The sequence below is a fragment of the Zhihengliuella alba genome, assembly GCF_039538765.1.
Classification (GTDB): Bacteria; Actinomycetota; Actinomycetes; order Actinomycetales; family Micrococcaceae; genus Zhihengliuella; species Zhihengliuella alba.
The window spans coordinates 891,231-907,745 of record NZ_BAABCJ010000001.1; the positions used below are offsets into that span (position 1 = coordinate 891,231).

Consider the following 16,515-nt stretch of genomic DNA (forward strand, 5'->3'; position numbering starts at 1 on the left):
GGGCGCGTGCGGACGCTCGGCGGCGCCGCCCTGGCGTCGCGCGCCGGGCGACCCGCGGAGGATCGCTGCAGACATCCCTACGCCAGTGCTAACTGGATCAGGTTCGACGGGTTCTCTCTCAGCCACCGCTGGTGGCGCCCCGAGTCATTGCATGAGGACCGTACCACGGCCGCTGGTCCGCCGAGGCGCGGATCACGACGGCGACGCCTGCGTGACGCTCAGGCCTCCGTGACCGTGCCGGCCTCGACGCGCCAGTGCCGGTCCGTCCGCACGGTCGCGAGCATGCGGCGGTCATGGGTGACCAGCAGCAGGGTCCCGTCGTAGCTCTCGAGCGCCTGCTCGAGCTGCTCGATCGCCGGCAGGTCCAGGTGATTGGTGGGCTCGTCGAGCACCAGCAGGTTGACGCCCTGCGCCTGCAGCACGGCCAGGCCGGCCCGGGTCCGCTCCCCCGGCGACAGCTCCCCGGCGGGACGGTTCACGTGCTCGGCCTTGAGCCCGAACTTCGCCAGCAGCGTGCGGACCTCGCCGGACGCCATCTCCGGCAGCACGCGCTCGAACGCGGCGGCCAGCGGCTCGGGCCCGGCCAGCAGCGAGCGCGCCTGGTCGATCTCGCCGATCTGCACGCTCGGGCCGAGGCTCGCGGTCCCCTCGTCGGGACGGCGGCGGCCCAGCAGCGTGCGCAGCAGCGTGGACTTGCCGGCACCGTTGGGACCGGTGATGCCGATCCGCTCCCCCGCGTTGACCTGCAGCGACACCGGGCCGAGGGTGAACTCGCCCTGCCGGACCACGGCACCGCTGAGCGTGGAGACGACCGAGCTCGAGCGCGGCGCCGCACCGATCGTGAAGGCCAGCTGCCACTCCTTCCGCGGCTCCTCGACCTCCTCCAGCCGGGCGATCCGGCTCTCCATCTGCCGTACCTTCTGCGCCTGCTTCTCGCTGGACTCGGTGGACGCCTTCCGCTTGATCTTGTCGTTGTCCGGCGACTTCTTCATCGCGTTCCGCACGCCCTGGCTGGACCACTCCCGCTGGGTGCGCGCCCGCGAGACCAGGTCGGCCTTCTTCTCGGCGAACTCGTCGTACTTCTCCTGCAGGTGGCGCCGGACGGTCGCCCGCTCCTCGAGGTAGGCGTCGTAGCCGCCGCCGTACACCCGGTTGGAGCCCTGCGCCAGGTCCAGCTCGAGCACCCGGGTGACGCACCGGGCCAGGAACTCGCGGTCGTGGCTGACCAGCACCACTCCCCCGCGCAGTCCGCGGACGAACTCCTCCAGCCGCTCGAGCCCGTCCAGGTCGAGGTCGTTCGTCGGCTCGTCCAACAGGACGACGTCGAACCGCGAGAGCAGGAGCGCCGCCAGCCCCACGCGCGAGGCCTGCCCGCCGGAGAGCGACGTCATGAGCATCTGCTCGGCGCGGTCGGCGGTGAGCGGCCCGTCCAGGTCCAGGCCGAGCTCGGCGAGCACCACCGGGAGCCGCTCGTCGAGGTCGGCGGCGCCGCTGGCGAGCCACCGGTCGAGCGCCGCAGCGTACACGTCGCCGGGGTCCTGGCCGCCGTCCCGATGACCGGTTCCGGCGTCGGGGTCGGCGAGCGCCAGCGCCGCGGCCTCCATGCTGCGCGTGGCCTCGGCGCACCCGGTCCGGCGGCCGATGTACTCGGTCACGGTCTCCCCGGGGACGCGCTCGTGCTCCTGCGGCAGCCAGCCGACGAACGCGTCGGCCGGCGAGAGGGTGACGCTCCCGGCCTGGGGTGCCTCGACGCCGGCGAGGAGCTTGAGCAGCGTCGACTTGCCGGCGCCGTTCGCTCCCACCACGCCGACCACGTCGCCGGGCGCGACCGTCAGGTCGAGGGAGTCGAAGAGCGTGCGGTGGCCGTACCCGCCGGCGAGGCCGTGGGCGACGAGGGTTGCGGTCATCCGCCCATTCTCCCACTGCCGTCCCGCCGCCGCGGTCCCGGCCGCTCACTGGCGCTCGCTCAGTCGCGCCCGCCCAGTCGCGGCGACTCAGTCCCGCCCGGGCCGCTGGCCGACGTCGAGTCCCTCGAGCGCGGACGCGTCGCCCCAGTCCTGCGCGCCGATCACGCTGAGCGTCCCGTTGGTCTCCAGGACGACGGCGGCGACGTCGCCGAGGTCTCCCCGTCCGGTCTGCCGCACGGCCTGGCGGACCTCGCTCTCCGTCATCCGGTGGCGGCGCAGGGCGTCGGCGTCCATCCGGCCGTGCAGGAGCAGCACGTCCGGCTCGGCCGTGACCGCCTTCTTGAATCCGGGCCAGCGGGACGCGATGAGCGCCACGAGCAGCTGCAGCGACGCGAGCACGGCGAAGGCCGCCGCGCCCTCCGTCCAGGAGACGTCGGCGCTGAGCAGGATGGTCGCGAGCGTGGAGCCGAACGCCACGGTGACCACGAAGTCGAAGGCGTTGAGCTGGGCCAGGGTCCGCTTCCCGGTGAGCCGCAGGACGACGACGAGCGTCGCGTAGGCGGCCGCGCCGACCAGCACGATGCGCAGGAGGTCTGACCAGGAATCGAACCACATGGGCACAGCGTGCCGCAGCGGGGCTGCCCCGTCCAGCCCGCCCGCGTCGCCGCGGCCCCGGCCGGCGTGCGGCAGACTGGTCCCGTGGACGACGTACGCGTACCCCCGGGACCCGGCGCGCCGCACGGGCTCAGGGTCCCGGCGGCGGAGCTGGTCGAGCAGTTCTCGCGCTCCTCCGGTCCGGGCGGCCAGGGCGTCAATACCGCGGACTCCCGGGTCCAGCTGAGCCTGGATCTGGGGACGACGACGGCGCTCGACCCCGTGCAGCGCCGACGGGTCCTGGACCGGCTGGCGGAGCGATGCACCGGGAGCATCCTGACCATCGACGCCTCCGAGCACCGGTCGCAGTGGCGGAACCGGGCGGCCGCGCGGCAACGGCTCGCCGAGCTCCTGCGCGACGCCGTCGTACCCGTCCCGCCGCGGCGGGCGACCCGCCCCACCCGCGGCTCGCAGCGGCGCCGGATCGTGGCCAAGCGGCAGCGCTCCGAGGTCAAGCGCAACCGGCGAGACCCGCGGCACGAATGACCCCGGTGAAGCCGGGGCCGATTCGCCCCTGCGCGTGCAACATCGCATGAAGGACGCCGGCCTTCAGCCCCGGTCTCGCTGAAGCTCGCGCCTCACCAGTTGGAAGAGCCTCGTAGGATCGCTCGTAGCACCTGCACATCCCCGGCTCAATGCTTCTTGCTCGTGCTCCTGCCGGTCCGACCCGGAGTACACGATGACCGGCGTTCGATGGCGTTGATCCTGCATCGCTTCGAGCAGCACGTACCCTTCGCGCGGCCCTTCCCTGCGACCCATGTCGGTGATCACGACTCCGAACTCATTGCCGTCCAGGAGATCCAGCGCACGAGAAGTGCTGTCGACCCATACGGTGGCGATACCTGCCGCTCGCAATGCAGCCCGTTCCAGAACTATCGATGCAGGATCGTCGTCGACCCAGAGAACTGGAGCAACCTTGTCCACCACCATTGACGACAGGCTCTCGGTGACTTCGGAGGCCCGCGAGGGGTTCATGTCATGCCCGGTGCGGTTCCGCTGCGCCTCGTTGAGGTACCTCAGGATTTCGTCGGTATTGGTATGGGCAGATCTCGCACTCTCGGCAGCGGCGAAAGACGTTCCTTTGATTTTTTCCAGGACCGCCCTGTGACGTTCACTGTCGTTAGCGGCCTCTTCCGATTGGATGTGATAAATCGCTGCCGCTAGCACAATCGCGAAAGCGGTAGCCGCGAAGGAGAGCAACGATGTGAGATTTAATCCAATGTTGGCCAGTTCCGTCTCAAAGTCGAAAGCGAGGGTTCCCGCACCCCATAATATTGCCAAGATGAGCGTGATGGTCACGACGCCATACACACCGCTCTTGATGGCTTTCCCGAATGTTCCCTGAGGCCGATCGATCTCGGCGGAGACATCTCCGCCCCTATTGGACGTCATTTCTACCCACCCGACTCCCGATGACGGACGCTGGAACCGAATTCAACCACCTCCGTCGTTCGAGGGGAATATCGGGCCGCACGAGCGCCCGTGTCAGCAACTGGGCCAGTGAAGGCCCAAAGTTGTTCGTGTGAGTCCGCAGCGTTCGAGAACACGCGCTGCACTCTCCACCGGACACGGACAGGGATTCGCCAGCTGGCCAGCGCGGTAGGCGCATTCGGGCTGACGTGGCGACAGCCGTCCGACGAGGCTCACAAGGCGTTCGCCGCACCAGCACGAGTGCCGTCGGACGAACCGCATCCTCACGGAGGGTGAGCCCTGAGCCGCTCAGGCTCGAACCTCCTGCGGGCGCGGACTCCTACACACCGCTTCCGACGCGCTTGCGGGCATAGGCGCGTGCGGCGCGGACCCTGTCCCCGCAACGGTTCGAGCACCACTGCCGTCGGGCATGAGTGCGCAGGAAGAACCGTTGGCACGACCCCGCCTCGCACTCGGCGAGTTGCGGGGCCTCCGCCCCCGTGAGCAGCGAAGCGGCGTCCTCGGCGATCGTGGCCATGGCGTGCTCCACGACCTGGGTCGCCGGGTGATCGGCCTCGCGCCTGAATCCCGCCACAGGATCGTGGCGGAGCAGGCGGGCGCCGGGAACGCTCGTCAGGGCGTCATTGAGGGCCTGGATCGCTCCCGCCGGAGGAGCCTCGCAGGAGACGCGTGCCGCGAAGAGGGCCCGCAGGTGCGCGCGCAGCCCGACGAGCCTGCCGCGGCACAGCTCGTAGAGGACCGCATCCGGCGAGATCAGGTCGCGGGCCGCCAGCCAGGCGGTGGCCGCCTCCGGATCCGCCAGATCGTCGAATCCCCTGGTGCCCGGCAGGTCGTTGAGGCTCCCCGCCAGCGCCAGGCTCGGGTGCTCCGCGGACCCCGGGGCGGGTGGCTGGCTGATCTCCTGCATGATTCACATGGTAGCAGTGGACTTTTCCCGTGAGACTCCTGCTAGAGTCAGTCACGCAAAAGTTGATTGTTTTCCATGAGAATTGAGTTCTCCATGCCAGAGCAGCCCACCTCGGGCACCGCCCCTTTCGCCCTCTCCGTCCTCGCCGCCGGCGGGACCGGCGTGGGCACCACGGCCGAACAGGGCCTGGCCAACACCGTCTCGCTGGCCCGGGTGGCCGACGCGCGCGGCTACCGCCGGTTCTGGATGTCCGAGCACCACGCCATGGCGGCGACCTCCGTGTCATCCCCTCCGCTGATGATCGCCCGGCTCATCGCCGAGACGGCCCGTATCCGACTCGGCGCCGGCGGCGTGATGCTCCCGAACCACGCGCCGCTCCTGATCGCAGAGCAGTTCGGAATGCTCGAGGCGCTGGCCCCGAACCGCATCGACCTCGGGCTGGGCCGCGCGCCCGGCACCGATCCCGCCACCGCGGCCGCCCTCCGCCGCGGCGCGGACGCCAACGACGGGTTCCCGCAGCAGCTCCTCGACCTCCTCGGCTTCCTGGGCGACGAGTTCCCGCCGGGCCACCCCTACCGGGACGTCCACGCGGTGCCCGGACCGTGGCAGGCCGAGCAGAACCGCGTCCACCACGGGTCGACCGGCCCCGAGGCCTGGATCCTGGGCTCCTCCCTCTACTCCGCGCGGCTGGCCGCGCAGCTGGGCTGCCCCTACGCCTTCGCCCTGCAGTTCGGGGACGCAGACGTGGACTCCGCGCTGCAGACCTACCGCCAGAGCTTCCAACCCTCCGCGGCGCTCGCCGAACCGCGGACGCTGGTCAGCGTGCCCGTCGCCGTCAGCGACGACCACCGGGCCGCGGAACGCCAGGCCGCGACGTCCGCGATGGCCATGCTCCGCATGTTCAAGCGGGAGGGCTACCTGCTGCTGCCGCCCGAGGAGGTGGAGGCATACCAGGCCACCGCGCAGGAGCGCCAGATCCTGGACGCCTACACCGCCCGTACCTTCCACGGCGCCCCCGCGACCGTCGCCGCCCGCCTCGAGGCGCTGCAGGCGCGGACCGGCGCGGACGAGCTCATGCTCGTCGTCGGCGGGCACTCGGCCGCCCTCGACGAGCGCGGCATCGGGCTCATCGCCGACCACTACGGCCTCCCCCGCGACTGACCGACCAGACCAGTTCCACCTCAACCCACCACCGAATGGAGCACCACATGTCCGCACCACGCCGCGCCCTCATCGTCATCGACGCCCAGCAGGAGTACTTCGAGGGCCTCCTGCCCATCCAGCACCCGGACCGCGACGAATCGGTCTCCCGCGTCCGTGAGGCGATCGACGCCGCCGCGGAGGCCGGCACCCCGATCGTCGTCGTCCAGCACCAGCTGCCGGCCGAGGCGCCCGTCTTCGCCGTCGACTCCGCCACCTGGCGGAACCACCCGGACATCGCCGCCGCCGAGGACCGCGCGGCCCAGCGCATCGCCAAGCAGTTCTCGAGCGTCTTCGCCGGCACCGGCCTCGAGGAGTGGCTGCGCGAGCGGGACATCGACACGGTGACGCTCGTCGGCTACATGACGAACAACTGCGTGCTCGCGTCCGCTGCCGCCGCGGAACCGCTGGGCATCGCCGTCGAGGTCCTCTCCGACGCGACCGGGGCCATCGACCTCGCGAACGACGCCGGCAGCGCCTCCGCGCGGGAGGTCCACGAGACGCTCATGGCGCTGCTCCACTCGAACTGGGCGGCCGTGGCGGAGACGCAGGCGTGGACCGCGGCGCTGCGCTCCGGCGAGGCGCTGGCCAAGAGCGACCTCGTCACCTCAGCGGCGCAGGGACGAGCCCGCAGCTGACGCCGCCCGACGTCGGCCGGCGCGCGGCACCCGAGGGGCCCGCGCGCCGACAGGTGCGGACCCGTTCGACATTGATACCCCCTAGGGGTATATTCTCCTACCGTTGCCCCGCACCGCATGGCGACCGCGGGCCTCGGTACGCTGCAGCACCGGCCGCCGCCGGAGCAGAGAAGGAGAAGAGAGTGACAGGAACCACGAAGGCCAGAGGCGGGCTCGTCCCCCTGCTCGTGATCGCCACCGCCCAGCTGATGCTGGTGCTGGACGATTCGATCGTGAACATCGCCCTGCCGAGCATCCAGTCCGAGCTGGACGTCCGGCCGGTCCACCTTCCGTGGGTGGTCAACGCCTACGTCCTCGCCTTCGGCGCGCTGCTGCTCCTCGGCGGCCGGATCGGCGACCTGTGGGGGCGCAAGCGCACCCTGCAGGTCGGGATCGCGGTCTTCGTGCTCGCCTCCCTCCTCGGCGGGCTCGGCCAGAGCACGGGGATGCTGGTGGCGGCGCGGGCCGTCCAGGGCGTCGGCGCGGCCATGGCGGCGCCCAACGCGCTGGCCCTGATCACCACGACGTTCGACAGCCGGCGGATGCGCGACGCCGCGCTCTCGCTCTACGGGGCCATGTCCGGCCTCGGCATCATCATCGGCCTCGTCCTGGGCGGGGTCCTCACCGACCTGCTCGACTGGCGGTGGGTGTTCTTCATCAACGTCCCGATCGGCCTGCTCGTGCTGGCCGGCAGCCGCACCCTGGTCGGCGCGAACCGCCACGCCGGCCGGCTGGGCACGGTCGAGGCCGGGCTCGGCACCGGCGGCATGGTGGCACTGGTGTACGCCGTCACCCGATTCGGCGCCAACGGATTCACGGATCCCGTCGCCTACGCCCTCGTCGGCGCGGCCGCCGTGCTGCTGGCCGTCTTCGTCCGCACCCAGCGCACCAGCCGGAGCCCGCTGGTGCCGCTGAGCCTGCTCGCCGACCGAAACCGTGCGGGCGCCTACCTCACGATGCTGGGCCTGGCGATCGGCCCCATGGGCACGTTCTACGTCATCACGCTCTACCTGCAGCAGGTCCGCGAGTACAGCCCGCTGATGACCGGACTCGCCTGGCTGCCGTTCGCACTGGGCATCGTCCTCGGCGCCGGAGTGGCGCCCAAGCTGCTGCTCTCCGCGGCGCCCCGCCGGGTGGCCGCCCTCGGTGCCCTGCTCGGTGCAGCCGGCGCGTTCTGGTTCTCCCGGATCACGGTCGACACCGCCTACTGGACCGGGATGGCGCCGGCGATGCTCGTCATCGCCTTCGGCTTCGGCCTCGGCGTCATCGCCCTCACCCAGGCGGCCGTGTACGACGTCGACGGAGACAAGGCCGGGATCGCCTCGGCCCTGCTGAACTCGGCCCAGCAGATCGGCGTCGCGCTCGGCCTGGCGGTCCTCGCCGGAGTCGCAGCGGCCGTGTCCGCCGGGGCGGCGGGCTCGGCGCCGGGGCAGCTCGTGGAGGGATACAGCACTGCCCTGCTGGTCGGCACCGCGATCCTTCTCGCGGCGGCCGCACTGGCCGCTGCCACGGTCAGCGACCGGGTGGCACCGGAGGCGCAGGCGCCCCAGCCCGTCGGCGAGTCGCCCTCCTGACCTCCCCTGACACCACAAGCCACGACGAAAGGAAGGCACCATGCACTCCCACAACGACGAGGCCGCGTTCATGGCGGACCTCAAAGAAGGCGCACCGGAGATGGTGGCCGCCATGTTCGACTTCGACAAGGCCGTCTTCAGGAAGGAGACCGGGAACCTCGATCTCGCCACTCGCGAGCTGATCGCCGTCGGCGTCGCGGTGACCACGCAGTGCTCGTTCTGCATCGAGGACCACGCCAAGCGAGCGGCGCGGGCCGGTGCCTCCAAGGCGGACATCGCCGAGGCCGTCATGGTCGCGGCAGCGCTGCGGGCCGGCGGCGGCGTCACCCACGGCTGGAAGGCGATGAAGAGCATCGCCGAGTCGGACTGACCGCGCCCTGACCGTGCCCCGGGCTCGTCATCGACGCTGCACAGTCCCGGGCACCGCGGTCGTCGTCGTGAATCGATCCCACCAGGCCAGCACGCGGAGCGCCTGGAAGGTCACCCACTTCGACGGCTCACCGGCGGGGACGTCGACATGCGCCCAGACCTCCCCGGCGAGCCGGTGGCCCTGCAGCCATCTGCCATCCGGCTGGCGTTGGGCGCGGATGATCCCGATCGCCTCGGCCAGGCGTTCGTCCGCTACCGTTCCATCGGCGACGCCGGCGGCCCGGAAGTAGTCCGCCGCGGCGAGGACGTTGTAGTACGCGCGCCGTGGATGGGCCAGGCTGAGGGCGCGCTCGGAGAACGGCTCGCCGGTCGAGAGGCGGCGGAACAGCGAGCGCTCCAGCAGGTACTCCTCCCCACGGCGGCGTGCAGCACGCACCCGGTCAGCGTCACCCGTGGCGACCTGGTAGTCGAGCAGCCCGACGAGCGCGTTCAGCGTGGAGTGGAATGACGGTCGGCTCGAGCCCTCCGTCCATTCGCAGTTCCATCCGCCGTCCGGCAGTTGATGGTCCAGGAACCAGGTCGTGATCCCGTCGACGTCCGCTCCCAGCCAGAGGCCGTTGGAGAGCGTCCACGAGTTGATGCAGCAATCCACCTCGCCCTGCCAGTAGGGCAGGTCGTCGTACTCCCAGACGATGCGCTCGAGTCTCTCGGCGGTGCCCCCCAAGACGCGGGCGTCGACGCCCCACTCCCGCAGGTCCGTGAGGACCCAGGTGGTGGCGGTCCACGGCTGCGGCCGATCCTCGCGGAATTCCCAGTCCGACGGGAAGAAGGCGCCTCCGGCCCAGGTGCCCTCCGGGTCCTGGCGCGAGAGCAGCTCGGCGCCGATCCCCTCCGTGGCGACCTTCGCGCGAGTGCTCTCCCAGACAGTCGGCGGTGCGTCCAGCAGGTCGCGTTCAACCTGCCAGCGCAACGCTGGATCGGAATCGAGCAGCCACGCTTCGAGTTTCTTGTCCATACTCCCTTGCCCCGTCCCTTTGCGAGCATAACCCTGGACGGCAGACTCGACTAGACGCTATGGCCTAGGCTGCATCCATCAAGCGAGGCTCGGACGCGGCGTTTCGAGTCCGCCACCATAGAAGGAAACCCATGATCGAGATCGCGCGTGGTGACGAACTCGGCGAGGTCTACCGACGACGAATCACGGAGGTCCTTGTCCACGGATTCGCCGATGACTTCGAGTACTTCTCCAAGGACCCGAAAACGCTGACGGACGCATTCGAGCACATGCTCCTCCTCGAGCGTTTCCACGTTGCGCTGGTCGACGGAGAGCCAGCGGCGATCGCGTCGGTGACCGAGGGCAACCAGGAGTGCTTCGCGCCCGACTGGCGGGAATTCCGCCGAGTGCTTGGACTCTGGCACGGGTCCTTCAGCTACTTCATCGTCCGGAACCAGTTCCTCGGCGCCTACGACGGCGCACGGCACGGCCTGGCGGAGGTCGGATTCGTGACCACCGCGCCGCACTGCCAGGGCAAAGGTGTCGCGACCGCTCTGATGATGGAAATCCTGCACCTGCCGTACCAGGAGTTCGTCCTGCGTGACATCAAGGACTCGAACTCCGCCGCGCTGGCCCTCTACCGCAAACTCGGATTTCGCGAAATGCGCACGCGACGAGTCAGATTCGCCCGACTCGCCGGCTTCTCCGCCTATGTCTCAATGCACTTTGAGCCCGCAGAATAGCGTACCTAGGTCGGTCCTCCTTCTAGCGGCACATTCACGCCGTTGGAAGTCTGTCTCGCGCGCGAGTCTTCTCGGCGCCGACACCCACGCATAGGCTCGGGTCATGAGCGGCCCTCTCACGACTGCAGCCCGGGTCCTGGAGACCCTGCACGCAGCCTCCGATCCGAACGAGGCGGAGAAGATCCGCAACCGCGTGGCAGACGACGACGTCGTCATCGGCGTGCGGATGGGAACGCTGTTCGATGCCGCACGGTGGGCGGTCGACCTGCCGGAGAAGGAGCTCGAGACGCTGCTCGAGCATCCGGCCTACGAAGCACGCATGTCAGCCTTCTGCATCCTGGATTTTCGTGCCCGCCGAAAACTCGCGGACCGCGAGCGTGCCGCGCTGGCAAGGATTTACTTGGAGCGGCACGACGTCATCACCGCTTGGGACATGGTGGACCGGGCGGCTCCACGTGTTCTCGGTTGGCCGATTCTCATCGGAGCCATCGACGGCGGCGTACTCGACGATCTCGCGGCCGCGACCGATCCACTCCGACGCCGATCGGCCATCACCGCCCCGCTCTGGTTCATCAAGAAGGGCTCCCCGGAGGACGTCGTCCGCGGACTCGCGATCGCGGACTCGCTCGCTGGCGACGAGCACCCGCGCGTCCGCTCCGCAGTACAGATCTTCCGAAAGCACGCCGACCAACGGCTGCGGAATGACGGGGAAGACGGATGACCCATCCGAACACGTCGGCACGTCGGGTCCCCGCTCCCGGGCGGCGAGTGGACTCATGCTGGGCCTCGTCGTGACTGTGAACCCTCCAGGGTTCAGCTCCGGGGCGGCTCCGGAAGACCGAGCTCGGCACCGAGTGCCACGAGTTCGGACGCAACCAGGCCGGGGTCGGTCAGAAACTCCAGATGCGCCCCGGGGACCTCTCGCACACGCCACCCTGAGTCGCTCGCCCAGGCGCGCTCCACTGCATACGTCTGGCCGAAGGCCAGATAGGCGCGCCGTCCCGTCGCCCACCCAACTGGTACCGGCAACCGGCTCGTGAAGTAGGACATCGAGAGACGTGGTGCCGCCGCCAAGGATCGCTCGAATGAAGCGACGTCGGGGTAGAGGGGTTCGACGTCCTCCCGCGCCCACCACTCGGGCCATGGGGGAAGCCGGCCGGCGTCGTCCTTCGGGAGACCTGCCAGGAAGTCCCTCAGCTTGACCGGAGCCAGCAGCGTGTCCGTGCCGTCCCCGGTCGGGAGCGCGGCGTCCATCGCGACGGCCGCGATATCGCGGACCTGCGCCAGCGCCGGCAGGTAATACCCGGCGTTGCTGTGAGCGACGAGCAGGTCGGTGGAGTCGCAGACCGCATTCCCGAACGCCGTGAGCACTTCGTGCGGATCCGAGGGGTCGAGTGGAAGGTCTGCCACGGCGACGTGCCAACCGGCAGTAGCCGCAAGGACGGACACCAATGGCTCGTAGGGGGCCTGGCCCAGCAGCGGGCTGGGGAGGATCAGCGCGGAAACCATGCGGTCCTACGCGTACCGCAGGATGGTGACGGCGAAGTCGGCGTTGTCGTGCCAGGCTCTGAGGTCCCAGGTCGAGAAGCGATGCTCGACCCGCAATCCGGCATCCGCCGCAGAGCGATCGAAATCGGCGAGCGCCAGGTGCCGGTTCACGTGGAAGCCGACGGCGATGAAACCCTCGGGGCTGAGGCAGGCCCTGACCCGGCGCAGCACGTCGGTCTCCGTGCCCGTGGCGACGAAGACGATCACATTGCCGGCCATGAGCACCGCGTCGAAGGGGTCGGACCGCTCCAGTGTCTCCAGATCCAGCTCGGTCAGATCGACGACGGCGTAGGACGGGCCCGGGTGATCCTGCCGGGCGGCCGCAATCAGCTCGGGGTCCGCGTCGACGCCGACGACGTCGTGGCCCCGGGCGTGCAACTCACCGGCATGCCGGCCCGGGCCGCACCCAGCGTCGAGGATCCGGGCCCGCCGCGGGACCATGGCGTCGATCAACCGCGCCTCCCCGACGAGATCCTGTCCCTCGGCCGCCATTCCGCGGAAGCGGTCGATGTACCACTGCGAGTGGCCGTCCTTGGTCTCGGTCGCCCAGCGCGTCGGTTCTGCCATGGCTCCATGCTAGATCCTCGGCGCGGATAGAGCCCCGGCGCGAATCACCTGGTACCGACCGGCCCGTGTTCCACGGGTCTCCCATCCGCGGGAGCTCCGACCGTAGGATCGGAGCATGGAGACCCTCCCGACACTCACCGCGGACCGCACGCACCTCTTCCCCGGGGCGAGGCTGCGCCTCGACGGTGCCGGGCCCACGGGCGCAACCGACGTCGTCGTACTCTTCTCCGACGGCGTGCACGCCGAAGGGCTCCTCGAGACCGCCGGCCACGGGCTGACGCTCCGGGTCGAGGAGTACCGCACGGGCGCGGGGAGCCGGATCGAGGCGAAGCACTGGGAGCTGACATCCACAGGCGAGGGCTCATGGCGCGTGGCGGGGCCGGCGTCGTGAGGGCAGCTATCGAGAACGCGGCCGTCGAGCGCTGGGAGTCGGCGGTCGAGGACCTGTGGGAGCGCTGCGACGAGTTCGACCGCGAGGGCGGGGTCGTGGCGATGCGCGCCTTGGCCGAGGCGTGCCCGGCGGCGGACGGCCGGGCGGCGTTCGAGCTCGCCGGCATGTACGACTCGATGGGTTTCGAGGCCGAGGCGGGTGCGGAGTCGGACAACGGCGCGCGGTCTGCGATTTAACCGCACGCCACCCCTGATCTACCCTGCGGTCCCGCGCTGCGCGACGCGGTAGCTCGGCTCGCGCAACCTGCGCACCCACGGGTAAGTGGCGGACCCGGGAGGAGGATGTCCTACCGGATCGAACCGCAGCTCGGCCGAGTCCCCTTCAGCGGCGGGCTTGAGAACGACATCCGCGAAGGGGTGCCACTTGCCGGTCGGTGCCGCGCAATAGAGCCTCACCTGCCATGGCTGCTCGTCGAGCGACCGTTGGAGTCCCGCGAGGTCAGCCGGGAGCGCCCGAGAAGGGACGCTCCGGGCGCAGATCAGAACCGGTCCGTGCGGTGATCGCCACGGCAGGAGGCTCCCGAACGTCGCATCCGTCGCCGAGCGCCGGGGCACGAGTACGAACCGCAAGGGGAACCTGCGGCCGGCCGACGCAAGCAGAACATCCACGTGCGGACCGTCGTCGGGGTGAAATCGCAAGGCGAGACCCAGCACGTCCGGCAGGTTGTCGGGCAGCCCGACCGCGCGGGACAGTCGCGCGGTCACTTCGAGCGGCTTCCGCCAGTCGTCATCGATCCAGCCAACGCCTGACGTCGCCGCATCATCAATCCAGGTTGCCCGCCCCGTGAGCACCAGCCCGCGCGAGTGGATCGGGCGCGGATGACGGATGCGCCGTAGTAGAGAGAAAAAGCCGCGCAGCGCCGCCCCGGGTACCGCTGCAGATTGAGCGAGCATGCGGCCATTATCCCGACCGAGCGGCGCTGCGGAAAGACCCGCTCACGGCGGCCTCACACGTTGAAGCGGAACTCCACCACGTCGCCGTCCTGCATGACGTAGTCCTTGCCCTCCATGCGGGCCTTGCCGGCCGAGCGCGCGTTAGCGACCGAGCCTGCTTCCACGAGGTCGTCGAACTTGATGACCTCGGCCTTGATGAAGCCGCGCTGGAAGTCGGTGTGGATCACGCCGGCGGCCTCGGGTGCCGTCGCACCCTGAGGGATCGTCCAGGCGCGGGTCTCCTTGGGGCCAGCCGTCAGGTAGGACTGCAAGCCGAGCGTCGAGTAGCCCACGCGCGCCAGCTTCTCCAGGCCGGACTCGTCGTAGCCGGCCTCGTGCAGCATCTCCTCGGCCTCGTCCTCGTCCAGCTCCACCAGGTCGGCCTCGAACTGGGCGTCCAGGAAGATCGCCTCGGCCGGCGCCACGAGCTCGGTCAGCTCGGCCTTGAGCTCGGCGTTCGCGAGCCCGGCCTCGTCCATGTTGAAGACGTAGATGAACGGTTTGGTGGTCATCAGCTGCATCGGCTTGAGCTCGGCCAGGTCCAGCTTGGCGGCCGCGGCGCCCGCGAAGAGCGTCTTGCCCTCCTCGAGGACCTTCTGCGCCTCCTTCACGGCTTCCACGAAAGATGCGTCGATCTTCTTGGCGCGCAGCTCCTTCTCGAGCCGCGGCATCTGGTTCTCGATGGTCTGCAGGTCGGCGAGGATCAGCTCGGTGGCGATCGTCTCGATGTCGGACGCGGGGTCCACCTTGCCGTCCACGTGGACCACGTCGGAGTCCTCGAACGCGCGGGTGACCTGGCAGATCGCGTCGGCCTCGCGGATGTTCGCGAGGAACTTGTTGCCCAGGCCCTCGCCCTCGGAGGCGCCCTTGACGATGCCCGCGATGTCCACGAAGGACACGGTGGCCGGCAGGATCTTCTCGGACTTGAAGATGTCCGCGAGCACCTTCAGGCGGGAGTCCGGCAGCGGCACCACGCCGATGTTCGGCTCGATCGTGGCAAACGGGTAGTTTGCCGCGAGAACCTGTGCGCGGGTGAGTGCGTTGAACATGGTGGACTTGCCAACGTTGGGCAGTCCGACGATTCCGATAGTTAGAGCCACGGCAGACGAGTCTACCCGCCACGCTCCGGCCGCGCTCAACGGCGGGCGCGAGCCTGCTCTATCCCGTGGGCGGGAGCGGCGATGCTGGTGCCATGGATGCTCTCAGTGTGATTCTCCCGGTCCTGACCCTGCTGGTGGGCGCTGCCCTCGGCGCGGCCGGCGCGTGGTGGGCCGCCCGCCGCATGGGCGAGGGCCCGGCCCAGCATGAGTACGACAACGTGGTGCAGCGTCTCAACGCCGTCCAGGTCTCGCTCGCTGCGGCCGAGGCGGAACGGGCGGCGCTGCAGGAGCGGCTCGCCGCCGAGCACCAGGCGTGGCAGGAACGCCTCACGGCCGAGCGGTCGGCACTGCAGAGCCAGGTGCTGGCGGAGCGCGAGCGCTCGGGCCAGGACCGGTCGGTCGCGCAGATGCTCGCTCCCCTGGCGGATCGTCTCCGGACGGTCCAGGAGCAGGTCGCCCTGCTGGAGCGGGACCGGGTGGAGCAGTACGGCCAGCTCAGCCAGCAGCTGGCCTCGGCCGCCGAGCAGGATGCCGCACTGCTGCGGACCACCGCCTCGCTGGCGGGCGCGTTGAAGAACAACGCGGCTCGGGGAACGTGGGGCGAGGCGCAGCTGCGCCGCGTCGTCGAGGCGGCCGGCATGCTGGCGCACGTGGACTTCACCGAGCAGGCCACGCTCGGCGCCGCCCGGAACGGGACCGGGGGCGGACTTCGTCCGGACATGGTCGTGAACCTTCCCGGCGGCAAGGCCGTGGCCGTCGACTCCAAGGTCCCGCTGAACTCCTACCTGGCGGCGCAGGAGATCGGGGCCTCGGGCACGCTGTCGTCCGAGCAGGAGCAGGAGTGGTCCCGCCTGATGGCGGCACACGCCAAGGCTCTGCGCGCACACGTGGACCAGCTCGGCGGCAAGGAGTACTGGGAGTCGCTGCCCGGATCGCCCGAGCTCGTCGTCTGCTTCCTCCCGGCCGAGTCGTTCCTGGCCGCAGCACTCCAGGCGGACCCGGGCTTGCTGGATCACGCCTACTCCAAGAGCGTCGCGCTCGCCTCGCCGGCCACTCTCTTCTCGATCCTCAAGGGCCTCGCCTTCGCCTGGCGGCAGGAACTGCTGACGGAGAATGCGCAGACGCTGTTCGAGGAGGCGCGGGAGCTCTACAAGCGCCTCGGCACCCTCGGGGGCCACATCAACGGGCTCGGCAAGTCCCTGAAGACGTCCGTCGAGCGCTACAACTCGTTCGTCGGGACCCTCGAGTCGCGGGTCCTGCCCTCCACCCGCCGGCTCCAGGACCTCGATCCCGGGCTGTCAGAGACCACGCAGGCGCAGGCAGTCGACGTGACGCCGCTCGAATCCACTCCCCGGGTGCTGAGCGCTCCCGAACTCCTCTCCGAGGAGTCGGCCTGACCCGGACCGGTGGACGGGCATGACAACTGTCATGGCACATCCGTGATCGCAGGCCCGGGTGCCC

At 70.0% G+C, this 16,515-nt stretch carries 19 protein-coding genes and 1 riboswitch; of the genes, 10 read left to right on the forward strand and 9 right to left on the reverse strand.

Going from position 1 to position 16,515, the window contains the following annotated elements:
- Positions 1–57 precede the first annotated feature (57 nt).
- Positions 58–152: riboswitch (TPP riboswitch) on the reverse strand.
- A gap of 66 nt (positions 153–218) precedes the next feature.
- Together ABD784_RS03960 and ABD784_RS03965 are read right to left on the reverse strand one after the other, a co-directional pair.
- Positions 219–1,907, reverse strand: coding sequence for an ABC-F family ATP-binding cassette domain-containing protein (locus ABD784_RS03960; protein ID WP_344880238.1), 1,689 nt, complete (start codon positions 1,905–1,907; stop codon positions 219–221).
- A gap of 87 nt (positions 1,908–1,994) precedes the next feature.
- On the reverse strand, positions 1,995–2,522 hold the full coding sequence (locus tag ABD784_RS03965; RefSeq protein WP_344880241.1) for a DUF421 domain-containing protein: 528 nt from the start codon (positions 2,520–2,522) through the stop codon (positions 1,995–1,997).
- An 84-nt stretch (positions 2,523–2,606) separates the two neighbouring features.
- On the opposite strand from ABD784_RS03965, the gene arfB reads away from it, so the two are divergent.
- Positions 2,607–3,047 (forward strand): alternative ribosome rescue aminoacyl-tRNA hydrolase ArfB, encoded by a 441-nt coding sequence (gene arfB, locus ABD784_RS03970; protein ID WP_344880243.1) that lies wholly within the window; start codon positions 2,607–2,609, stop codon positions 3,045–3,047.
- 63 nt (positions 3,048–3,110) lie between these two features.
- On the opposite strand, the gene ABD784_RS03975 is transcribed toward arfB, so the two are convergent.
- Together ABD784_RS03975 and ABD784_RS03980 are read right to left on the reverse strand one after the other, a co-directional pair.
- Positions 3,111–3,860 (reverse strand): response regulator, encoded by a 750-nt coding sequence (locus ABD784_RS03975; protein ID WP_344880246.1) that lies wholly within the window; start codon positions 3,858–3,860, stop codon positions 3,111–3,113.
- A gap of 451 nt (positions 3,861–4,311) precedes the next feature.
- Positions 4,312–4,899, reverse strand: a complete 588-nt coding sequence (locus ABD784_RS03980) for a CGNR zinc finger domain-containing protein (RefSeq protein ID WP_344880249.1) — start codon at positions 4,897–4,899, stop codon at positions 4,312–4,314.
- Positions 4,900–4,974: 75 nt separating this feature from the next.
- Here ABD784_RS03980 and ABD784_RS03985 point away from each other — a divergent pair, with 75 nt between their 5' ends.
- From ABD784_RS03985 to ABD784_RS04000, 4 genes are all read left to right on the forward strand, one after another.
- Positions 4,975–6,060, forward strand: a complete 1,086-nt coding sequence (locus ABD784_RS03985) for an LLM class flavin-dependent oxidoreductase (RefSeq protein WP_344880252.1) — start codon at positions 4,975–4,977, stop codon at positions 6,058–6,060.
- A 47-nt stretch (positions 6,061–6,107) separates the two neighbouring features.
- Positions 6,108–6,737 carry an isochorismatase family protein gene (locus ABD784_RS03990; protein ID WP_344880255.1) on the forward strand — a complete coding sequence of 210 codons (630 nt, stop codon included), beginning with the start codon at positions 6,108–6,110 and terminating at the stop codon, positions 6,735–6,737.
- A gap of 182 nt (positions 6,738–6,919) precedes the next feature.
- The gene (locus tag ABD784_RS03995) at positions 6,920–8,350 is read left to right on the forward strand and encodes an MFS transporter (RefSeq protein ID WP_344880258.1); all 1,431 of its coding nucleotides are present in this window, start codon (positions 6,920–6,922) and stop codon (positions 8,348–8,350) included.
- Positions 8,351–8,390: 40 nt separating this feature from the next.
- Entirely contained in the window at positions 8,391–8,720 is a 330-nt protein-coding gene (locus ABD784_RS04000; RefSeq protein ID WP_344880262.1) for a carboxymuconolactone decarboxylase family protein, read from the forward strand.
- A 27-nt stretch (positions 8,721–8,747) separates the two neighbouring features.
- On the opposite strand, the gene ABD784_RS04005 is transcribed toward ABD784_RS04000, so the two are convergent.
- Positions 8,748–9,734 carry a squalene cyclase gene (locus ABD784_RS04005; protein ID WP_344880264.1) on the reverse strand — a complete coding sequence of 329 codons (987 nt, stop codon included), beginning with the start codon at positions 9,732–9,734 and terminating at the stop codon, positions 8,748–8,750.
- Positions 9,735–9,865: 131 nt separating this feature from the next.
- On the opposite strand from ABD784_RS04005, the gene ABD784_RS04010 reads away from it, so the two are divergent.
- Together ABD784_RS04010 and ABD784_RS04015 are read left to right on the forward strand one after the other, a co-directional pair.
- A complete protein-coding gene (locus ABD784_RS04010) occupies positions 9,866–10,456 on the forward strand; it encodes a GNAT family N-acetyltransferase (protein WP_344880267.1) in 591 nt (196 codons plus the stop codon).
- A gap of 103 nt (positions 10,457–10,559) precedes the next feature.
- Positions 10,560–11,177, forward strand: coding sequence for a DNA alkylation repair protein (locus tag ABD784_RS04015; RefSeq protein WP_344880270.1), 618 nt, complete (start codon positions 10,560–10,562; stop codon positions 11,175–11,177).
- Between the two features lie 92 nt (positions 11,178–11,269).
- Here the strand turns inward: ABD784_RS04015 and ABD784_RS04020 are convergent, their stop codons facing one another.
- Both ABD784_RS04020 and ABD784_RS04025 read right to left on the reverse strand, forming a co-directional pair.
- The gene (locus ABD784_RS04020; protein ID WP_344880273.1) at positions 11,270–11,965 is read right to left on the reverse strand and encodes a hypothetical protein; all 696 of its coding nucleotides are present in this window, start codon (positions 11,963–11,965) and stop codon (positions 11,270–11,272) included.
- Positions 11,966–11,971: 6 nt separating this feature from the next.
- Positions 11,972–12,571 carry a class I SAM-dependent methyltransferase gene (locus ABD784_RS04025; RefSeq protein ID WP_344880276.1) on the reverse strand — a complete coding sequence of 200 codons (600 nt, stop codon included), beginning with the start codon at positions 12,569–12,571 and terminating at the stop codon, positions 11,972–11,974.
- A 115-nt stretch (positions 12,572–12,686) separates the two neighbouring features.
- Between ABD784_RS04025 and ABD784_RS04030 the strand changes: the two genes are divergently transcribed.
- On the forward strand, positions 12,687–12,962 hold the full coding sequence (locus tag ABD784_RS04030; RefSeq protein ID WP_344880279.1) for a hypothetical protein: 276 nt from the start codon (positions 12,687–12,689) through the stop codon (positions 12,960–12,962).
- Complete coding sequence (locus ABD784_RS04035) at positions 12,959–13,198, forward strand: hypothetical protein (protein ID WP_344880282.1); 240 nt, start codon at positions 12,959–12,961, stop codon at positions 13,196–13,198. The genes ABD784_RS04030 and ABD784_RS04035 overlap by 4 nt, the downstream gene beginning before the upstream one ends.
- An 18-nt stretch (positions 13,199–13,216) precedes the next feature.
- On the opposite strand, the gene ABD784_RS04040 is transcribed toward ABD784_RS04035, so the two are convergent.
- Both ABD784_RS04040 and ychF read right to left on the reverse strand, forming a co-directional pair.
- A complete protein-coding gene (locus tag ABD784_RS04040) occupies positions 13,217–13,915 on the reverse strand; it encodes a catalase family protein (protein WP_344880285.1) in 699 nt (232 codons plus the stop codon).
- Positions 13,916–13,968: 53 nt separating this feature from the next.
- A complete protein-coding gene (gene ychF, locus ABD784_RS04045) occupies positions 13,969–15,054 on the reverse strand; it encodes a redox-regulated ATPase YchF (RefSeq protein ID WP_344880288.1) in 1,086 nt (361 codons plus the stop codon).
- 92 nt (positions 15,055–15,146) lie between these two features.
- Here ychF and ABD784_RS04050 point away from each other — a divergent pair, with 92 nt between their 5' ends.
- Positions 15,147–16,451 carry a DNA recombination protein RmuC gene (locus ABD784_RS04050; RefSeq protein ID WP_344880290.1) on the forward strand — a complete coding sequence of 435 codons (1,305 nt, stop codon included), beginning with the start codon at positions 15,147–15,149 and terminating at the stop codon, positions 16,449–16,451.
- The last annotated feature ends 64 nt before the right edge of the window (positions 16,452–16,515 follow it).